Consider the following 14,200-nt stretch of genomic DNA (forward strand, 5'->3'; position numbering starts at 1 on the left):
TTAGCTAGCTCCCTCGGTAAACGGAGTAGCCGAACGGGTTGAGCAGCAGCGGTACGTGGTAGTGCTCGCCCGGGACGACGGCGAACGTGATCGCCACCTCCGGGAAGAACACGGACGGCGCACCGCTGTCCCGATTCGCGGGGGCGTCCTGCTGCGCATCGGCTTGCTTCTTCGCAGTTTTTCCTTCGAAGTACGGCTCGACGGCGAAGTCCAGCCGTACGTGGGTCGTCCCTTCCGGCAGAGCCGGCAGGTCCTTGCACCGGCCGTCGGCGTCGGTCGCGGAGCCGCCGAGCTCCCGCCAGTCCGCTTCTCCGCCGCCGCGGGCGGAGAGCCGGACGGCGACGCCCTCGGCGGGGCGGCCGATCGAGGTGTCCAGGATGTGCGTGGACACGGAGGCGGTGGTGCTGGTGCTCATGGTGTCAGGCGTCCTCTTCGACGAGTCGGGCCAGTCGGATGCGGTTGATCTTGCCCAGCTCGGTGCGGACGATCTCCCGCTCCTGATCCGGCGAGTTCCCGATCCGCTCCTTGACCGCGTCGCGCATCTGCTCGCCGGTCCGGCCGGTGGCGCAGATGAGGAAGACATGGCCGAACTTCTCCTGGTAGGCCAGGTTCAGTTCGAGCATCTCCGTCTTGAGCTCCTCGGAGGCGCCGGCCATGCCACGCTGTTCGCGGGCGGAGGCCGGGTCGCCGGGCTTGGGGCGCCCGATCGGCGGGTGGCCGGCCATCGCCTCCTGGAGGTCCGCGGCGGTCAGCTCGGCCATGGCGGCGTCACTGGCGGTGTAGAGGTCCTCCGCGGTGGTGTACGGGCGGCCGGCGAGCAGTCGGCGGGCCCACTCGGTGGAGGCGCACGCCTCGTGGAGGGCGGCGGAGGCCGCGCTCTCCTCCAGGTCGTTGAACCGGGCCAGGCCCGGGGGCGTGGAAGTCGACGTCACGGGAGCCTCCGTGGCCACGATGGGCCGTCGTGCTGAACGGGCTGCCGATAGCTAACGCCCTCGGAAACATCACGTCAACACTTTGTTGAAAATTCCGCGTAACAAGCGGTACCCCCGTAGCGACACCGGTAACGGTACGACCGGCCACGCCGGCGCGGGAGGGGCCGGCGCGCCGCGGACGGGCCCCGGGGAACCGCCCGACCGGCCACGAGCGGCACGGCAGACGCGTGACGGCGGCCCTCGAAACCCCTGGCCGCACCCTCCGCCGCCCCCGGCGAAGCGCTACGCGCCCTTCTCCCGGTTGAGGTAGTTGTAGACCGTGAAGCGGCTGACGCCGAGCGCGCTCGCCACCGTCTCCACACCGTGCCGCACGGCGAAGGCGCCGCGCGCCTCCAGGATCCGTACGACCTCCTGCTTGCCCTTGCGGTCCAGGTCGGCCAGCGGCCGGCCCCGCCTGCGCTCCATCGCGGCGAGGATGTGGTCGAGGGAGTCGGCGAGCTGGGGCAGGCGCACGGCGACGACGTCCACCCCCTCCCAGGCGAGGACGACGTCCTCGTCGGCGGCCTCGTCCGGCGGGAGCATCTCCCCGCCCATGGCGTCGACCAGCGGCTTCACGGCCGCGATGAACGGCTCGTCCCCGGTCATCTGCCGGCCTCCCCGATGCCGTCGTCGACCACGTTGACCTGGAGCGAGACCCGGGTGGCACCGGCCTGGAGGGTCTTGCGCAGCAGCGCGTCCACCGCGCTGAGCACGTGGTCGGCACCGCCTTCGGCCGTGTTGCCGAACGGGCCGACGTCGACGGCGTCCAGCCCGGCCGTCTCGATGACCTCCCGCGCCACCAGGGCGTGCGCGGGCGCCTCGTCCAGGTCGAAGGGTTCGGTCGTGAACTCCACTCTCAATCGCACGCGCACAACCTAACGCGCGGCGGGGCTTTTCGGGCGGCCGGTGACGGACCCCCCTTGACAAGCGGCGACACACGACGGCAATCTTCCATTAAGCAGAAACGAACTTCCGTAATGCGGAAATACGAACCACGGAAGGGAGCGCGGCCCGAATGGGATTCGCAGACCAGCGCTTCAACGTCAACCTGTCGATCCTCTTCACGGAACTCCCGCTCCTGGAGCGTCCCGCGGCCGCCGCCGCGGCGGGCTTCTCCGCGGTCGAGCTGTGGTGGCCCTGGATCGACTCCCCCACCCCCGCCCAGTCCGAGCTGGACGCCCTGAAGAAGGCGATCGAGGACGCGGGCGTCCAGCTGACCGGGCTGAACTTCTACGCCGGACAGCTGCCCGGCCCGGACCGCGGCGCCCTGTCGGTGCCCGGCGCCGAGTCGGAGAGGTTCCGCGCCAACATCGACGTCGCCGCCGGCTTCGCGGCGTCGCTCGGCTGCAAGGCGCTCAACGCGCTCTACGGCAACCGCGTCGAGGGCGTGGACCCGGCCGAGCAGGACGCGCTCGCCCTGGAGAACCTGGCCCTCGCGGCCCGGGCGGCCGACCGGATCGGCGCCGTCCTGCTGATCGAGGCCCTCAACCGGCCCGAGTCGCCGCTGTACCCGCTGGTGTCGGCGCCGGCGGCGGTGGGAGTGGCCGACAAGGTCAACGCGGCCACCGGGCTCGGCAACGCCAAGTTCCTCATGGACCTGTACCACTTGTCCATGAACGGCGAGGACCTGCCCTCGGTCATCGAGCGGTACTCGGCGAAGACCGGCCACGTCCAGATCGCCGACAATCCCGGCCGCGGCGCCCCGGGCACGGGCTCGCTGCCGCTGGAGGAGCTGCTCGACCAGCTGCGGAAGGCCGGTTACGACGGCTGGGTCGGCCTGGAGTACAAGCCGGGCGACCGCCCGAGCGCCGAGGCCTTCGAGTGGCTCCCGCGCGAAGCGCGCTGACCGCGCCGCGCCCCCGACTTCGCACAGCAGTGAGAGAGGCACCCTGATGAGCAACCTTCCCAAGATCGCCTGGATCGGCCTCGGCATCATGGGCTCCCCCATGTCCGAGAACCTGATCAAGGCGGGTTACCAGGTGACCGGCTTCACCCTGGAACAGGAGAAGCTGGACCGGCTGGCCGCCGCCGGCGGCACGGCCGCCCCCTCGATCGCCGAGGCCGTGCGGGACGCCGACGTGGTGATCACCATGGTGCCCGCGTCCCCGCAGGTCGAGGCCATCGCCTACGGCCCGGACGGCATCCTGGAGAACGCCCGGTCCGGCGCCCTGCTGATCGACATGTCCTCGATCACCCCGCAGACCTCCGTGGACCTGGCCGCCGCCGCCAAGGACAAGGGCATCCGGGTGCTGGACGCCCCGGTGTCCGGCGGTGAGGCCGGCGCCATCGAGGCGGTACTGTCGATCATGGTCGGCGGCGAGCGGGCCGACTTCGACCAGGCCAAGCCGATCTTCGACGCCCTCGGCAAGACCATCGTGCTGTGCGGCCCGCACGGCTCCGGTCAGACCGTGAAGGCGGCCAACCAGCTGATCGTCGCCGTGAACATCCAGGCGTGCGCCGAGGCCGTGGTCTTCCTGGAGAAGTCGGGCGTTGACCTGGCGGCCGCGCTGGACGTCCTCAACGGCGGCCTGGCCGGGTCCACCGTGCTGACGCGGAAGAAGGACAACTTCCTGAACCGCGACTTCAAGCCGGGCTTCCGGATCGACCTGCACCACAAGGACATGGGAATCGTCACCGACGCCGCCCGCAACGTCGGCGCGGCCCTGCCGGTCGGCGCCGTGGTCGCCCAGCTGGTGGCCTCGCTGCGCGCCCAGGGCGACGGCGGCCTGGACCACTCGGCCCTGCTGCGGGCCGTCGAGCGCCTGTCCGGCGCCCAGGTCTGACGACCCCCGCCAAGCTTCCGGGCCGCGGCGCCGCCGACACCTGTCCTGTCGCGCCCAGGCGTCGCCGCGGCCCGGAATCGACTTCAACAAACTGTTGACGCTCAGATCGCCCCACTCCTAGGCTCCACGAAGCGGAAACAGGTTTCCGCTGAATCCCGCACGGAAGGTCCACGATGTCGAAGCGCGTGCTCACGACAGAGTCCGGCGCCCCGGTCGCCGACAACCAGAACTCAGCCTCCGCCGGCATCGGAGGCCCGCTCCTGATCCAGGACCAGCACCTCCTGGAGAAGCTCGCGCGCTTCAACCGCGAGCGGATCCCGGAGCGTGTGGTGCACGCCCGTGGCTCCGGCGCCTACGGCCACTTCGAGGTGACCGACGACGTCACCGCCTACACCCACGCGGACTTCCTCGGCGAGATCGGCAAGCGCACCGAGGTCTTCCTGCGCTTCTCGACCGTCGCCGACTCCCTCGGCGGCGCCGACGCGGTGCGTGACCCGCGCGGCTTCGCGGTGAAGTTCTACACCGAGGAGGGCAACTACGACCTCGTCGGCAACAACACCCCGGTGTTCTTCATCAAGGACCCGATCAAGTTCCCGGACTTCATCCACTCGCAGAAGCGGGACCCGTTCACCGGCAAGCAGGAGCCGGACAACGTCTGGGACTTCTGGGCGCACGCCCCCGAGGCCACGCACCAGGTGACCTGGCTGATGGGCGACCGCGGCATCCCGGCCTCGTACCGGCACATGAACGGCTACGGCTCGCACACCTACCAGTGGACGAACGCCCGGGGCGAGGCCTTCTTCGTCAAGTACCACTTCAAGACGAACCAGGGCATCCGCTGCCTGTCCACCGAGCAGGCGCAGGAGCTGGCGGGCAAGGACGCCAACTCCCACCAGACCGACCTGCTCCAGGCGATCGAGCGCGGCGTGCACCCGTCCTGGACCCTCTACGTCCAGGTCATGCCGGCGGCCGAGGCGGCGGACTACCGCTTCAACCCGTTCGACCTGACCAAGGTCTGGCCGCACAAGGACTACCCGCTCAAGCGCGTGGGCCGCCTGGTCCTCGACCGCAACCCGGACAACGTCTTCGCCGAGGTCGAGCAGGCCGCGTTCTCCCCGAACAACTTCGTGCCCGGCATCGGTCCGTCCCCGGACAAGATGCTCCAGGGCCGCCTGTTCGCCTACGCGGACGCCCACCGCTACCGCCTCGGCGTGAACCACACCCAGCTCCCCGTGAACGCCCCGAAGGCGGTCCCGGGCGGCGCCCTGAACTACGGCCGGGACGGCTTGATGGCGCTCAACGCGCAGGGCCGCGGCGCCAAGAACTACGAGCCGAACTCCTACGACGGCCCGGTCGAGACCGGCCGCCCGCTCTCGGCACCGCTGGCGGTCAACGGCCACACCGGCACCCACGAGGCCCCGCTGCACACCAAGGACGACGACTTCTTCCAGGCGGGCGAGCTGTACCGCCTGATGTCGGAGGAGGAGAAGTCCCGCCTGATCGCCAACATCGCCGGCGGCCTCTCGCAGGTCTCCCGCGACGACGTGATCGAGAAGAACCTGGCCCACTTCCACGCCGCCGACCCGGAGTACGGCAAGCGCGTGGAGGAGGCGGTCCGCGCCCTGCGCGAGGACTGAGCGGCCAGGACCCGCAAGCAGCGTACGGAGTATGACGGGAGGTCAGGACCTTCGTACGCGGCCCGCGCAGTACGCCGGACGGCCCGGATGAGGGGTGGCCGCCGGGCGGAGCGCGCGGGCAGGGCGAGGACCGCGGCGGTATGCGAGCCAGTGCGGTGGTGAAGGGTCCGGGTCGCCTTCTCGACCAGAGGGAAGGACGTCCGGCCCCGTCGCAGCCACCGCGGTCCCACCCAGCCCCCGGCCACGGGGGCCACCCGCCCCGTCCGGCGGCGCGAACGACCTGTCGCGCCCAGCCTCGCGCCGTCGGACGGCAACCAGGCGACGGCGAAGCGCTCCCTGACCAGGGGGCGCTTCGTGCTGTTCCGGCTCCGGCGTGCGGCTGTGCCGGATCCGCAGCACGCTGATGCCATGGGCAATCCGACACACCACCCGCACATCGTGGTCCACGCGCCCGCCCTGGACGGCTCCCGGCGGGTCACCGAGGGGGACGTGACCCTGGGACTCGCCTCCCACCTGGACGACGTCGTGGAGATCCTCCGGCTCGCCGACCTGGACCGGATCGAAGTGGAGGAGAGCGACCTGATCGAGTGGCAGGGCGGCGGTCCGGACGACTGGCCCGGGCTGTCGGAGCACGAACGGTGACGGCGGCGGACGCGGCGGCGGACGCGGGGTGGGCGCGCCAAGCTCAAATCAACCTCTGAAGACCGCCGCGGAGGCTTCAACCACCCCTGCGCCAGGGCACATCATCGGCACACGGGGCCCGCCGGCACGGGGGCGGCGGGTCCCGTGCGGGGGTGTCTCATGGACCGTACGACGTCGTTCGCGCCGCACGCGCCGGGCCCGTGCGCGCTCGCCCTGCTGCGCGGGGGCGACCGCGCCGCCATCACGGTCGCCGTACTCGGGCTGCACCTGCGCGGCGCGGTCGAGGCGGGCCGGCCGGGCACGCTGCGCAAGACCGGGGCGGGCGGGGCGGAACCCTTCCGCCACCCACTGGAGAAGGCCGTACGGACCGGCCTCTACCGGCCCGCGGGGCCCGGGGAGCTGCCGGGCCGGGCGGTGGTGCGGCGGGCGCTGGCCCGGATGCGGGCGGAGCTGGCGGCCCAGGGGCTGCTGCGCGTCCTGCCGCCGCGCCGTACCGCCGCCGCCCGCCGCCTCCTCGCCGACCTGCGCGAGCGCCGTCCGCTCCCCGACGGCCCCGAGGGGCTGCCGGAGGAGGAGGTGCTGCTCGCCGTCGCGCTCCACGGCGAGCGGGCCCTGACCGTGCTGGTGCCGCGTTTCGCCCGTGAGTCCGGGCTCACCGGCCGGGGCGCGCTCGCGGACGAGGGGCTCTTCCCGTTCGGCCGGGGCATCGGCCTGCGCGGCATCGCCGGCGACGAGGGCGAGGCCGGCCGGGACGGCTGGTCCGGCGACGACGACCGCGAGGGCGGCGGCGGCACGTACGGCGGGCACGACCACGGCGGCTCGTTCGGCGGCCACGATCACGGCGGCCACGACTACGGCGGCGGGTGCGGGGGCGGCGGGTACGGCTGAGGAACCCCGGGCACGCCGAAGGGGCGGCCCGTCTCCCCTGGACGGGCCGCCCCTGCCGCGTCGGGCGTGTCAGACCTTCAGCGTCTTGATCGACGTGGGCGCGTGGCCGGGCTCGGTGGCCAGGTCCTCGAACTCGGAGATGTCGCTGATGTCCATGGTGCGGCTCATCGAGATGTTGGTGATCCGCTCCAGGATCGCCTCGACGACGACCGGCACCCGGTACTCGGCGGCCAGTTTCTTCGCCTGCTCGAAGGCGGCGCCCAGCTGGTCGGGTTCGGTGACCCGGATCGCCTTGCAGCCCAGGCCCTCGGCGACCTTGACGTGGTCGACGCCGTAGACGCCGATCTCCGGCGAGTTGATGTTCTCGAACTCCAGGTTGACCTGGAAGTTGATGTCCAGGCCGATCTGCGCCTGGCGGATCAGGCCCAGGTAGGCGTTGTTCACCAGGACGTGGACGTAGGGGATCCGGTGCTGGGCGGCGACCGCCAGCTCCTCGATGAGGAACTGGAAGTCGTAGTCGCCGGAGAGCGCGACGACCGGGGAGTCCGGATCGGCCTTGGCGACGCCGATCGCGGCCGGGATGGTCCAGCCGAGCGGGCCGGCCTGGCCGCAGTTGATCCAGTGGCGCGGCTTGTAGACGTGCAGCATCTGCGCGCCGGCGATCTGGGAGAGGCCGATGGTGGTGACGTACCGCGTCTCGGGGCCGAAGGCCTTGTTCATCTCCTCGTACACGCGCTGCGGCTTCATCGGCACGTTGTCGAAGTGCGTACGGCGCAGCAGGGTGGCCTTGCGCTCCTGCGTGGAGGCGACCCAGTCGGTGCGGTCGGGGAGCCTGCCCGCCGCCTTCAGCTCCTTCGCCACCTCGACGAACAGCTCCAGGGCGGCCTTGGCGTCGGAGACGACACCGTAGTCCGGCGGGAAGATCTTGCCGATCTGGGTGGGCTCGATGTCGACGTGGACGAAGGTGCGGTCGCCGCGGTAGACGTCGAGCTTGTAGCCGGTGTGGCGGTTGGCCCAGCGGTTGCCGATGCCGAGGACGAAGTCCGACTCCAGGAAGTTGGCGTTGCCGTAGCGGTGCGAGGTCTGGACGCCGACCATGCCGGCGTTCAGCTCGTGGTCGTCGGCCAGCGCGCCCCAGCCCATCAGGGTCGGGATGACCGGGGTCTGGGTCAGCTCGGCGAACTCCACCAGCAGGTCGCAGGCGTCGGCGCCGATGATGCCGCCGCCCGCGACGATGACCGGGCGCTCGGAGGCGAGCAGGAAGGAGATCGCCTTCTCGATCTGGGCGCGGGTCGCGGCCGGCTTGTAGACCGGCAGCGGCTCGTAGGTCTCCGGGTCGAACTCGATCTCGGTGAGCTGGACGTCGATCGGCAGGTCGATGAGGACCGGGCCGGGACGGCCGGAGCGCATCAGGTGGAACGCCTGCTGGAAGACGCCCGGGACCTGCGCGGCCTCCAGGACGGTCACCGCCATCTTGGTGACCGGCTTGGCGATGGAGGCGATGTCGACGGCCTGGAAGTCCTCCTTGTGGATCACTCTGGTGGGCGCCTGGCCCGTGATGCACAGGATCGGGACGGAGTCGCCGATGGCGGAGTACAGGCCGGTGATCATGTCGGTGCCGGCCGGACCCGAGGTGCCGATGCAGACGCCGATGTTGCCCGGCTTGGTGCGGGTGTAGCCCTCGGCCATGTGCGAGGCGCCCTCGACATGGCGGGCGAGGGTGTGGTTGATGCCGCCGCCCTCTTCGAGGGCCTTGTAGAACGGGTTGATCGCCGCCCCCGGCACACCGAAGGCGTCGGTGACGCCCTCGCGCTTGAGGATCTCAACTGCCGCGCGGGCAGCGGTCATACGAGCCATCGAGTACTCCTGCTTCGACTGTCGGATGCGTACTCCCGTCGCGCCCCGCGGTGAGCACAGTCTCCAGAGTTCCAAGCTTCCACATGCTTCCGCATTGTGGAAATGAACTTCTACTATCTGGAAGCAATGTAGGGGGGTGCGCGAAGGTCGTCAAGAGCGGTCCGATCCCCGGAAAGCGCCGGACAGGAGCGGCCGGGGAGGAGCACCATGGGAGCGCCGTGCCGACGTGACGCCTTGGAGTGGGCCATGCCCGAGAGGGTTCCCGTGCGCTGTCCGGTCTGCCGGCGCGCGCACGTCTACACCGCGCCGTCGTATCCGTGCGCGTGCGGGGCGCCGGCCGGCCCGCGCCTGGATCCGGCGGCCGAGCCGGCCGTGGCGGCGCACCGCGCCTGGGACGACGAGTGGCTCATCGTGCCGTGCACGGCCTGCGGGCGCGGCAACCAGTGGCCCCACCCGGAGCTGGGCTGCCCGTGCGGCACGGTCCTGCGCATCCCGGTGGCGGGACCCGCCCCGGCGGGCGCGCCGCCCGGGGCGCCCGCCGCCCCGGCGGCCGGCCGGGACGGGCGGGCCTCCGCCCCGGCCGCCGGGGAACCGTCCGGCGAGCACGGACCGGCCGGCCGGCGGCCCCCGTTCCGGCCCCGGCCCGTACACACCGCGCGCGACGCCGTCACCGCCGCCGCGCTCTATCTGCGCTGGCTCGGCTACCGGGACATCCGCCGGGCCGACCAGCGGCCGCCGCACGGCATAGGGCTGGCCGCCCGCCGGCTGGTCGCCCAGGTCGACCCGACCGCGCGCCCGGCCGCGCCGCGGGACGTGGAATGCCTGTGGCTGACCGCGATGACGGAGTCGGCGGACTGTGTGTACTTCTCCCTCGCCGGGTTCACCGACACCGCCCGGGCGGGCGCGGACAGGCTCGGCATCCCGCTGTTCGTACTGGGGCCCACGGGCGTCCCGCAACCGGTGAACGACCCGGCCGGCACCCTGCACGCCACGGGCGCGCCCGAGCCGGGCAGCCGGGCGCGGGACGGGCGGACCTGACCGGGCGCGCCGCGCCGCCGGACGGTCCGACGGGCCCCGGGCGCGGTGCGCCGCCGACAGCGCGCTTGGCCCGGGACCCGCGGTGGAGCAGTCACCGGATGCTCGCTTCCGACCGTTTCACACCCCGTACTTTTCGCGCAGTTCCACCTTGCGCACCTTTCCGGACACCGTCATCGGGAAGGAGTCGAGCACCTGGAGCCGGCTGGGGATCTTGTAGTGCGCGAGCCGGTCCGCGCAGAAGGACCGCACCTCCTCCAGTGTCGGCGGGTCCGCGGGATCGTCCGGGACGACACAGGCGAGGACCTCCTCGCCGTACTTCTCGTGCGGCACCCCGACCACCTGGACGTCCCGGATCTTCGGGTGGGCGTGCAGGAACTCCTCCACCTCGCGCGGGTAGATGTTCTCGCCGCCCCGGATGATCATGTCCTTGATCCGGCCGACGATCTCGACGTACCCGTCCTCGCGCATCACCGCGAGGTCACCGGTGTGCATCCAGCGGCCCGCGTCGACCGCCTCGGCCGTCTTCTCCGGCTCGTTCCAGTAGCCGAGCATCACGCTGTAGCCGCGGGTGCACAACTCTCCCGCCGTGCCCCGCGGTCGCGTCACACCGGTGGCCGGGTCGACGACCTTGACCTCCAGGTGGGGCAGGACGCGGCCGACGGTGGCGGTGCGGTGTTCGAGGTCGTCCTCGATGCGCGTCTGCAAGGACACCGGTGACGTCTCGGTCATGCCGTAGCAGATGGAGACCTGTTCCATGTGCATCTCGGCGACCACCCGCTTCATCACCTCCACCGGGCAGGGCGAGCCCGCCATGATGCCGGTGCGCAGGGTGGAGAGGTCGTAGGAGGCGAAGTCCGGGAGGTTCAGCTCCGCGATGAACATGGTCGGGACGCCGTACAGGGACGTGCAGCGCTCCCGCTGCACCGCCTCCAGCGTGGCCGCCGGGTCGAAGGAGGGGGCCGGGATGACCATGCAGGCGCCGTGCGAGGTGGCCGCCAGGTTCCCCATGACCATGCCGAAGCAGTGGTAGAAGGGCACCGGGATGCAGATCCGGTCCTCCTCGGTGTAGGCGATCGACTCCCCCACGAAGTAACCGTTGTTGAGGATGTTGTGGTGGGAGAGCGTGGCGCCCTTCGGGAAGCCGGTGGTGCCCGAGGTGTACTGGATGTTGATGGGGTCGTCGCAGGACAGTTCCCCGAACGTGACGTCCGGGGCGGCGCGCGAGAGCAGCGCCTGCCAGCTCGGGTCGCCGAAGTAGACGGTCTCCCGCAGCCGGGGGCACCTGCCCCGCACTTCCTCGGCCATCGCCCGGTAGTCGCTGCTCTTGTGGCCGAGCGAGGCGAAGAGTAAGCAGACCCCGGCCTGGTCCAGGACGTACTCGACCTCGTGGGTGCGGTAGGCCGGGTTGATGTTGACCATGATGGCGCCGATGCGCGCGGTGGCGTACTGGACCAGTACCCACTCCGGGCAGTTGACCGCCCAGATCCCCACCCGGTCGCCCTTGGCGACGCCGGACGCGACCAGCGCCCGCGCCAGCTCGTCGACGTCCGCGCCGAACCGGGCGTACGTCCAGCGCCGCCCCGAGCCCACGTCGACCAGGGCCTCGCGGTCCGGCCACGCCGCCACGGCCCGGTCCAGGTTGGCGCCGATGGTGTCGCCGAGCAGGACGGTCGCGGACGTCCCGTGGGTGTACGACGGCTGCGCGGTCACCGGAAGTCCTCCTCGCGGTACTCGTTCCCCGAGCCCGCGGCCGTGGCCTCGCGCAGTTCGATCCGGCGGATCTTGCCGGAGACGGTCTTGGGCAGCGCGCCGAACTCCAGGCGGCGGATGCGCTTGTAGGGGGCGAGCACCTCGCGGGAGTGCTCGAAGAGGACCTTGGCGGTGCCGGGACCGGGCTCCCAGCCCTCGGCGAGGACGACGTACGCCTTGGGCACGGCGAGCCGCAGCGCGTCCGGGGCGGGCACGACGGCCGCCTCGGCCACCGCCTCGTGCTCCAGCAGCGCGCTCTCCAGCTCGAACGGGCTGACCTTGTAGTCGGACGCCTTGAACACGTCGTCGCCGCGCCCGATGTAGGTGAGGTACCCCTCCTCGTCCCGGGCGGCGATGTCGCCCGTGCGGTAGTAGCCGCCCGCCATGGCCTCCGCCGTGCGCTCGGGGTCGCCGTGGTACCCGGTCATCAGGCCGACCGGCCGCTCGGAGAGGTCGAGCGCGATCTCGCCCTCGTCGGCGCCGGGCGCGCCGGAGACCGGGTCGAGCAGTTCCACCCGGAAGCCGGGGCTGGGCCGGCCCATGGACCCCGTCTTCAGGGGCTGGCCGGGGCTGTTGGAGACCTGTACGGCGGTCTCGGTCTGCCCGAAGCCGTCCCGGATGGTGACGCCCCAGGCCCGGCGCACCCGCTGGATGACCTCCGGGTTCAGCGGTTCGCCCGCGGCGAGGGCCTCGCGGGGCACGGTGCGCAGCTGGGTCAGGTCGGCCTGGATGAGCATCCGCCACACGGTCGGCGGCGCGCAGAACGTCGTCACCCCGGCCCGGTCCATCTCGGCCATCAGCCGGGCCGCGTCGAACCGGGTGTAGTTGAAGACGAAGACGGTCGCCTCCGCGTTCCACGGCGCGAACAGATTGGACCAGGCGTGCTTGGCCCAGCCGGGCGAGGAGATGTTCAGGTGGACGTCACCGAGCCGCAGACCGATCCAGTACATGGTGGCCAGATGGCCGATCGGGTACGAGGTGTGGGTGTGCTCGACCAGCTTGGGGCGGGCGGTCGTGCCCGAGGTGAAGTAGAGCATCAGCGGGTCGTCGCAGCGGGTGGGGCCGTCCGGCGTGAACGCGGCGTCGGCACCGTACAGGTCGTTGAGCGGCAGCCAGCCCGCGACCGGCTCGCCCGCCGCGACGCGCGTGTAGTCACCGGGCACCTCGGCGAACTTGGCGGTGTCCGCGGAGCGCGCGATCACGTGCCGGACGCGTCCGCGGTCGACGCGGTCGCGCAGGTCGGCGGGACCGAGCAGCGGGGTGGCCGGGATGACGACGGCACGCAGCTTCATCGCGGCCAGCGCCGTGATCCACAGTTCGGCCTGGTTGCCGAGCATGACCAGGACGCGGTCCCCGGCGGCCACGCCGAGGCCGCGCAGCCAGTTGGCGGCCTGGGCGGAGCGGACCGACAACTCGCCGAAGGACAGCCGGGTCTCCCGGCCGTCCTCCTCGACGATGTGCAGCGCGGTCGCGCCGTTGCCGTCGGCGATCCGGTCGAACCAGTCGAGGGCCCAGTTGAAGTGGTCCGGCCGCGGCCAGCGGAAGCCCGCGTAGGCGGTGGCGTAGTCCTCCCGGTGTTCCAGCAGGAAGTCCCGTGCGTTCCTGAAAGACTCGGTCGCCGTCGTCATCCGTCCTCCTCCACCTCGTCGGTCGCTCACCTCCGAGGCGCCCTCGGCCTCTCCGGCTCACTCCCCTGTTCCCGACCATTGCCGGGCGGCTCTCTGGCATCGTCTAATCCGTGATACGGGTCTCACCACCCCCGAACGGGGGGTGTGGGCGGCCGGAAGGGCGAAGAGGGTGACGGCAGACGCGGTGGGGGCGGTGGAGATCGGTGGCGCGCTGGCCCGGCTGCGGCGTGCGACGGGACTCCCGGTCGCCTTCGGCGGGCTGATGGAGTCGGGCCGGCCGCGGATCAGGATCAGCGAGCTGAGCGGGACGAACACGGCCGCGCTGCGCTCGCTGGCGGTGACCTCCGGCAGCGGGCTCGGCGGCAAGGCGGTGGCGCTGGCCCGGCCGTGCGCGGTGACGGACTACTCCAGCTCCCGGCAGATCAGCCACGAGTACGACGTGCCGGTGGCCGCCGAGGGCATCCGCTCGGTGCTCGCCGTGCCGGTCGTGGTCCGGCGCCGGGTGCGCGGGGTGCTGTACGGCGCGCTGCGCTCGGCCCAGCCGCTCGGCGACCGCGCGCTGGGCGCGGCGATGGCGGTGGCCCGGGACGTGGAACAGGCGCTGGTGGTGCGGGACGAGGCGCGCGGGCTGCTGGTGGCGGCCCGCCCGGAGCCGGCCGGCACCGGCCGGGGTGCCGCCTGGGAACAGGTGCGCGAGGCGCACGCGGCGCTGCGTGCCCTGGCGCCCCGGATCGCCGACCCGGGCCTGCGGGCCGAACTGCTCGCCGCCTGCGGGCTGCTGACCGCGCCGCCGCGAGCCGGGGGCGTGACCCTGGCGCCACGCGAGCTCGACGTGCTGTCCTGGGTGGCGGAAGGGGCCGGCAACGCCGCGGTGGCCGAACGGCTGGGTCTGCGCCCGGAGACGGTCAAGGGCTATCTGCGCTCGGCGATGCGGAAGCTGGGCGCGCACACCCGAGGGGAGGCGGTGACCGCGGCCCGCAGGGCGGGACTGCTGCCGTAGCGACGGC

Annotated in this window: 14 protein-coding genes; 7 read left to right on the forward strand and 7 right to left on the reverse strand. The window is 72.0% G+C overall.

Annotated features, from left to right (window positions below; genetic code table 11):
* Positions 1–4: 4 nt before the first annotated feature.
* The 4 genes from uraH to ABZ576_RS20495 all read right to left on the reverse strand — a co-directional run bounded on the left by uraH (position 5) and on the right by ABZ576_RS20495 (position 1,837).
* Positions 5–415 (reverse strand): hydroxyisourate hydrolase, encoded by a 411-nt coding sequence (uraH, locus tag ABZ576_RS20480; protein ID WP_360742315.1) that lies wholly within the window; start codon positions 413–415, stop codon positions 5–7.
* A 4-nt stretch (positions 416–419) separates the two neighbouring features.
* Positions 420–932 carry a 2-oxo-4-hydroxy-4-carboxy-5-ureidoimidazoline decarboxylase gene (gene uraD / locus ABZ576_RS20485; RefSeq protein WP_360742318.1) on the reverse strand — a complete coding sequence of 171 codons (513 nt, stop codon included), beginning with the start codon at positions 930–932 and terminating at the stop codon, positions 420–422.
* A gap of 282 nt (positions 933–1,214) precedes the next feature.
* Positions 1,215–1,577, reverse strand: a complete 363-nt coding sequence (locus tag ABZ576_RS20490) for a helix-turn-helix domain-containing protein (protein WP_360742321.1) — start codon at positions 1,575–1,577, stop codon at positions 1,215–1,217.
* Positions 1,574–1,837: a thiamine-binding protein gene (locus tag ABZ576_RS20495; RefSeq protein ID WP_360742324.1), complete on the reverse strand. Its 264-nt coding sequence runs from the start codon at positions 1,835–1,837 to the stop codon at positions 1,574–1,576. The genes ABZ576_RS20490 and ABZ576_RS20495 overlap by 4 nt, the downstream gene beginning before the upstream one ends.
* Before the next feature lie 149 nt (positions 1,838–1,986).
* Between ABZ576_RS20495 and ABZ576_RS20500 the strand changes: the two genes are divergently transcribed.
* From ABZ576_RS20500 to ABZ576_RS20520, 5 genes are all read left to right on the forward strand, one after another.
* Entirely contained in the window at positions 1,987–2,817 is an 831-nt protein-coding gene (locus tag ABZ576_RS20500) for a TIM barrel protein (protein WP_360742327.1), read from the forward strand.
* Between the two features lie 46 nt (positions 2,818–2,863).
* On the forward strand, positions 2,864–3,754 hold the full coding sequence (locus ABZ576_RS20505; RefSeq protein WP_360742331.1) for a 2-hydroxy-3-oxopropionate reductase: 891 nt from the start codon (positions 2,864–2,866) through the stop codon (positions 3,752–3,754).
* 173 nt (positions 3,755–3,927) lie between these two features.
* A complete protein-coding gene (locus ABZ576_RS20510; protein ID WP_360742334.1) occupies positions 3,928–5,391 on the forward strand; it encodes a catalase in 1,464 nt (487 codons plus the stop codon).
* Between the two features lie 408 nt (positions 5,392–5,799).
* Complete coding sequence (locus ABZ576_RS20515; RefSeq protein ID WP_360742337.1) at positions 5,800–6,033, forward strand: hypothetical protein; 234 nt, start codon at positions 5,800–5,802, stop codon at positions 6,031–6,033.
* Between the two features lie 159 nt (positions 6,034–6,192).
* On the forward strand, positions 6,193–6,921 hold the full coding sequence (locus ABZ576_RS20520) for a TIGR04222 domain-containing membrane protein (RefSeq protein ID WP_360742340.1): 729 nt from the start codon (positions 6,193–6,195) through the stop codon (positions 6,919–6,921).
* Between the two features lie 69 nt (positions 6,922–6,990).
* Here the strand turns inward: ABZ576_RS20520 and gcl are convergent, their stop codons facing one another.
* On the reverse strand, positions 6,991–8,778 hold the full coding sequence (gene gcl / locus ABZ576_RS20525) for a glyoxylate carboligase (protein WP_360742343.1): 1,788 nt from the start codon (positions 8,776–8,778) through the stop codon (positions 6,991–6,993).
* 246 nt (positions 8,779–9,024) lie between these two features.
* Here gcl and ABZ576_RS20530 point away from each other — a divergent pair, with 246 nt between their 5' ends.
* Positions 9,025–9,816 carry a hypothetical protein gene (locus tag ABZ576_RS20530; RefSeq protein WP_360742345.1) on the forward strand — a complete coding sequence of 264 codons (792 nt, stop codon included), beginning with the start codon at positions 9,025–9,027 and terminating at the stop codon, positions 9,814–9,816.
* 117 nt (positions 9,817–9,933) lie between these two features.
* Here the strand turns inward: ABZ576_RS20530 and ABZ576_RS20535 are convergent, their stop codons facing one another.
* Positions 9,934–11,526, reverse strand: coding sequence for an AMP-binding protein (locus ABZ576_RS20535; RefSeq protein ID WP_360742348.1), 1,593 nt, complete (start codon positions 11,524–11,526; stop codon positions 9,934–9,936).
* Complete coding sequence (locus ABZ576_RS20540; RefSeq protein WP_360742351.1) at positions 11,523–13,193, reverse strand: AMP-binding protein; 1,671 nt, start codon at positions 13,191–13,193, stop codon at positions 11,523–11,525. The genes ABZ576_RS20535 and ABZ576_RS20540 overlap by 4 nt, the downstream gene beginning before the upstream one ends.
* A gap of 169 nt (positions 13,194–13,362) precedes the next feature.
* Between ABZ576_RS20540 and ABZ576_RS20545 the strand changes: the two genes are divergently transcribed.
* Entirely contained in the window at positions 13,363–14,193 is an 831-nt protein-coding gene (locus ABZ576_RS20545) for a helix-turn-helix transcriptional regulator (protein WP_360742354.1), read from the forward strand.
* Positions 14,194–14,200: the final 7 nt, after the last annotated feature.

The sequence above is a fragment of the Streptomyces sp. NPDC013455 genome (assembly GCF_040632975.1).
Taxonomy (GTDB): Bacteria; Actinomycetota; Actinomycetes; order Streptomycetales; family Streptomycetaceae; genus Streptomyces.